4 protein-coding genes are annotated in these 4,435 nt (G+C 72.2%); 2 read left to right on the forward strand and 2 right to left on the reverse strand.

What is annotated here, in order from left to right; translation table 11 throughout:
• Window positions 1–82 precede the first annotated feature (82 nt).
• Together ABT247_RS32040 and ABT247_RS32045 are read right to left on the reverse strand one after the other, a co-directional pair.
• Window positions 83–2,446, reverse strand: coding sequence for an ATP-binding cassette domain-containing protein (locus tag ABT247_RS32040; protein WP_350749789.1), 2,364 nt, complete (start codon window positions 2,444–2,446; stop codon window positions 83–85).
• Window positions 2,447–2,545: 99 nt separating this feature from the next.
• Window positions 2,546–2,959, reverse strand: coding sequence for a VOC family protein (locus ABT247_RS32045; protein ID WP_350749791.1), 414 nt, complete (start codon window positions 2,957–2,959; stop codon window positions 2,546–2,548).
• Between the two features lie 229 nt (window positions 2,960–3,188).
• On the opposite strand from ABT247_RS32045, the gene ABT247_RS32050 reads away from it, so the two are divergent.
• Together ABT247_RS32050 and ABT247_RS32055 are read left to right on the forward strand one after the other, a co-directional pair.
• Window positions 3,189–3,476, forward strand: coding sequence for a hypothetical protein (locus ABT247_RS32050; protein WP_350749794.1), 288 nt, complete (start codon window positions 3,189–3,191; stop codon window positions 3,474–3,476).
• A 19-nt stretch (window positions 3,477–3,495) separates the two neighbouring features.
• Window positions 3,496–4,206 (forward strand): dienelactone hydrolase family protein, encoded by a 711-nt coding sequence (locus ABT247_RS32055; RefSeq protein WP_350749797.1) that lies wholly within the window; start codon window positions 3,496–3,498, stop codon window positions 4,204–4,206.
• Window positions 4,207–4,435: the final 229 nt, after the last annotated feature.

Consider the following 4,435-nt stretch of genomic DNA (forward strand, 5'->3'; position numbering starts at 1 on the left):
GGGAGCGCCGGAGCGGAGGGCGCCATCGCGGAGGGCGCCGTCGCGGAGGGCGCCGTCGCGGAGGGCGCCGTCCGAGCGGCGGTCAGCCGGCCACGTACTCCGCCAGGTGCTCGCCGGTCAGCGTCGAGCGGGCCGCGACCAACTCCGCCGGGGTGCCCTCGAAGACCACCCGGCCGCCGTCGTGGCCGGCACCCGGACCGAGGTCGATGATCCAGTCCGCGTGCGCCATGACCGCCAGGTGGTGCTCGATCACGATCACCGACTTGCCGGAGTCCACCAACCGGTCCAGCAGCCCGAGCAGCTGCTCGACGTCGGCCAGGTGCAGACCGGTGGTCGGCTCGTCGAGGACGTAGACCCCGCCCTTGTCCCCCATGTGGGTGGCCAGCTTGAGCCGCTGCCGCTCGCCGCCGGACAGCGTGGTCAGCGGCTGCCCCAGGGTCAGGTAGCCCAGGCCGACGTCCACCAGCCGCTCCAGGATCCGGTGCGCGGGCGGCAGCTCGGCCTCACCGGCGCCGAAGAACTCCGCCGCCTCCGCCACCGGCATCGCGAGCACCTCGCTGATGTCCCGGCCGCCGAGCCGGTACTCCAGCACCGAGGCCTGGTAGCGCCTGCCCTCGCAGTCCTCGCAGGTGGTGGCCACCCCGGCCATCATCGCCAGGTCCGTGAAGACCACGCCCGCACCGTTGCAGGTCGGGCACGCGCCCTCCGAGTTGGCGCTGAACAGGGCCGGCTTCACGCCGTTGGCCTTGGCGAAGGCCTTGCGGATCGGGTCCAGCAGCCCGGTGTACGTCGCCGGGTTGCTGCGGCGCGAGCCCTTGATCGCGCCCTGGTCGACGTGGACGACGCCCTCCTCGGCCGGGATCGAGCCGTGGATCAGCGAGCTCTTGCCGGAACCGGCGACACCGGTGACCACGGTCAGCACGCCGAGCGGCACGTCCACGTCCACGTCCCGCAGGTTGTGGGTGTTCGCCCCGCGGATCGCCAGCGTGCCGACGGGCTTGCGCACGGTCTCGCGCAGCGCCGCCCGGTCGGCCAGGTGGCGGCCGGTGACGGTGCCGCTGGTGCGCAGGCCGTCCACGCTGCCCTCGAAGCAGACCGCGCCGCCCGCCGTACCCGCCCCCGGTCCGAGGTCCACCACGTGGTCGGCGATCGCGATGGTCTGCGGCTTGTGCTCCACCACCAGCACCGTGTTGCCCTTGTCCCGCAGGCGCAACAGCAGGCCGTTCATCCGGCTGATGTCGTGCGGGTGCAGACCGGTGGTGGGCTCGTCGAAGACGTACGTGGTGTCGGTGAGCGAGGAGCCGAGGTGGCGGATCATCTTGACCCGCTGCGCCTCACCGCCGGAGAGGGTGCCGGAGGGGCGGTCGAGGGAGAGGTAGCCGAGGCCGATCTCGACGAAGGAGTCGAGGGTCTGTCCGAGCGCGGTGAGCAGCGGCGCCACCGACGGCTCGTCCAGGCCGCGCACCCAGTCGGCGAGGTCGCTGATCTGCATGGCGCAGGCGTCGGCGATGCTCACCTCGCCGATCCTGGACGAGCGGGCGGCCTCGCTCAGCCGGGTGCCGTCGCAGTCCGGGCAGACGGCGAAGGTGACGGCGCGCTCCACGAAGGCCCGGATGTGCGGCTGCAGGGCGTCCTTGTCCTTGGACAGCATGGACTTCTGCAGCTTGGGGACGAGGCCCTCGTAGGTGAGGTTGACGCCGTTGACCTTGACCTTGATCGGCTCCCGGTACAGGAAGTCCTGCAACTCCCTCCTGGTGTAGTCGCGGATCGGCTTGTCCGGGTCGAGGAAGCCCGAGTTGGCGTAGACGCCGACCGTCCACCAGCTGTCCGGCTTCCAGCCGGGGATCGTGATCGCGCCCTCCGAGAGCGACTTGCTGTCGTCGTACAGCTGGGTGAGGTCGATGTCGGAGACGCTGCCGCGGCCCTCGCAGCGCGGGCACATGCCGCCGGTGATGCTGAAGCTGCGGCGCTCCTTGACCGTCCGGCCGCCGCGCTCGAAGCTGATCGCGCCGGCGCCGCTGACCGAGGGGACGTTGAAGGAGTAGGCCTTGGGGGAGCCGATGTGCGGCTCGGCGAGCCGGCTGAACAGGACGCGCAGCATCGCGTTGGCGTCGGTCGCGGTGCCGACGGTGGAGCGCGGGTCGGTGCCCATCCGCTGCTGGTCGACGATGATCGCGGTGGTCAGGCCCTCCAGGACGTCCACCTCGGGGCGGGCGAGGGTGGGCATGAAGCCCTGCAGGAAGGCGCTGTAGGTCTCGTTGATCAGCCGCTGCGACTCGGCGGCGATGGTGTCGAAGACCAGTGAGCTCTTGCCGGAGCCGGAGACCCCCGTGAACACGGTCAGGCGGCGCTTGGGGATGTCGACGCTGACGTCCTTGAGGTTGTTCTCGCGGGCACCGTGCACGCGGATCAGGTCATGGCTGTCGGCGACGTGCGGCTCGGCCATCGTGGTCTTCGCTCCCTGGCTGTCGGGCGGGCTGGAGGAGGTGGATCGAGGGGGATGAGGGGGCCCGCCCCGGACGGTGGTCCCGGGGCGGGCGGAGGCTCAGCGGACCTCGTTGAAGCGGATCATGTTGCCGGCGGGGTCGCGGAAGGCGCAGTCGCGGATGCCGTAGGGCTGCTGGGTCGGCTCCTGCACGAGCTCGGCGCCGCCCGACTTCAGCCGGTCGAAGACCCCGTCCAGGTCGGCGGTGGCGAGCACCAGCCGCGCGTACGTCCCCTTGGCCATCATCTCCGTGATGGTACGCCGCTCGTCCTCGGTGACGCCCGGATCGGCGGCCGGCGGCTCCAGCACCAGCGAGACGTCCGGCTGGTCGGCGGGGCCGACGGTGATCCACCGCATCGGGCCGCCGCCGACGTCGTTGCGGACCTCGAAGCCCAGCAGGTCGCGGTAGAAGGCGAGCGAGGCCTCGGGGTCGGTGTGCGGAAGGAAGGTCCAGTGAAGGGTGATGTCGTTCATGCCCGCAACGCTAGGCGCGCCCCCGGCCGGGGTGCTTCTCGAATCCTGACCGGTCCTTCCGGCCGGGTCCGGTCGGCGGCAGGTCACCGGGAGGAGCCGCCGCGCCGCGCGTTTCGACCCCGGGGAGCCGGTTAGGCGCTGGGAGCCGAAGGGGGCGGCCGCCGCGCCGAGGGGGCCGCCGCGCCGAGGGGCCGGCCCGCGTGCCCGGAACGGAGAAAGCGACACCACCATGACCGCCGACATTCAGATCGAACCCCTGGGCGACCACGAGTACCTCGTGAGCTTCCCGGCCGCCGGCGAGGCCGTCCGCTCCCGCTTCCAGGCGACCGAGGCCACCGTGGACCAGCTGCGCCTGTCCCGTACGGACGAGGAGCGGATCGTGGCCGAAACCGCCGCCTTCCTCGCCGAGCGCCAGTCCACGGCCGACCTCCCGCCGATGATCGACCTGGCGGACGTCGCCGCCGCCTACGGCGACGACTACCTGGAGGAAGTCGGCCGCCGCCTCGGCTCCTCCTGACGGCCGCCGCCGAGTACCCGTGAGCGTCCTCGAACGCGAATTCACCCTGGGTGAGATCCCCGGCATCCTGTGGACGCCGGCGTCGGCCTCCGCAGCGGCACCGGTGCCGCTGATCCTCCTCGGCCACCCTCCCCTCGGCCTGCGCACGATGTACCCCCGACCGGTGGCCCGCGCCCGGCAGTCCGCCGCGGACGGCTTCGCCACGGCCACCATCGAACTCCCCGGCAGCGGCGACCGGCCCCGCTTGCCCGTCCTCGAGCAGGCCCGGGCCGACCTGCGCCGGGCGAAGGCGGCCGGCGAGCCGGTCGGCGACGAGGTCGTCGACGCGCTCATCCTCCCGCTGGTCGACAAGGCGGTCCCGGAGTGGCAGGGCGCCCTGGACGCCTTCCTGTCACTGCCCGGGATCGGCGGCCCGGTCGGGTACTCGGGAGGAGTGATCTCCATCGGCGTCCGGCTGGCGGTGGTCGAGCCGCGCATCAGGGCCGCCGGACTGTTCGCCGGAAGCTACGTGCCGCGCAGCATGTTCGAGGAGGCGAGGCGGGTCTCCATCCCCTTGCACGTCCTGCTGCAGTGGGACGACGAGGGGAACGACCGGCAGGCGGCCCTGGACCTGTTCGACGCCTTCGGCTCCCGGGAGAAGTCCCTGCACGCCAACATGGGCGGGCACACCGGTGTCCCGCAGTTCGCGGCGGATGTCGCGGCCCGGTTCTTCCGCCGACACCTGAAGTGAGGCCGGGTCGCGGCCGAGTCGTCGGACCGGTCGGAGGCGGCCGCTGATGACGGCCGGCGTGCCACCCGTCGAGGCTGGTCCCGGCTCGACACAGCTCTGCTGACGGGATGGTGAGGGGTGCCTGGCCCTGCCTGGCCCTGCGTGGCCCAGGGCGGGGCCCGCCACCCCCCCCCCCCCCACCGCACCAAAACCGCAATAAAGACCCGCAAAACAAACACGAGGAAAACAC

This window comes from Kitasatospora sp. NPDC001539 (assembly GCF_040298565.1).
In the GTDB taxonomy this organism is placed as follows: domain Bacteria; phylum Actinomycetota; class Actinomycetes; order Streptomycetales; family Streptomycetaceae; genus Kitasatospora.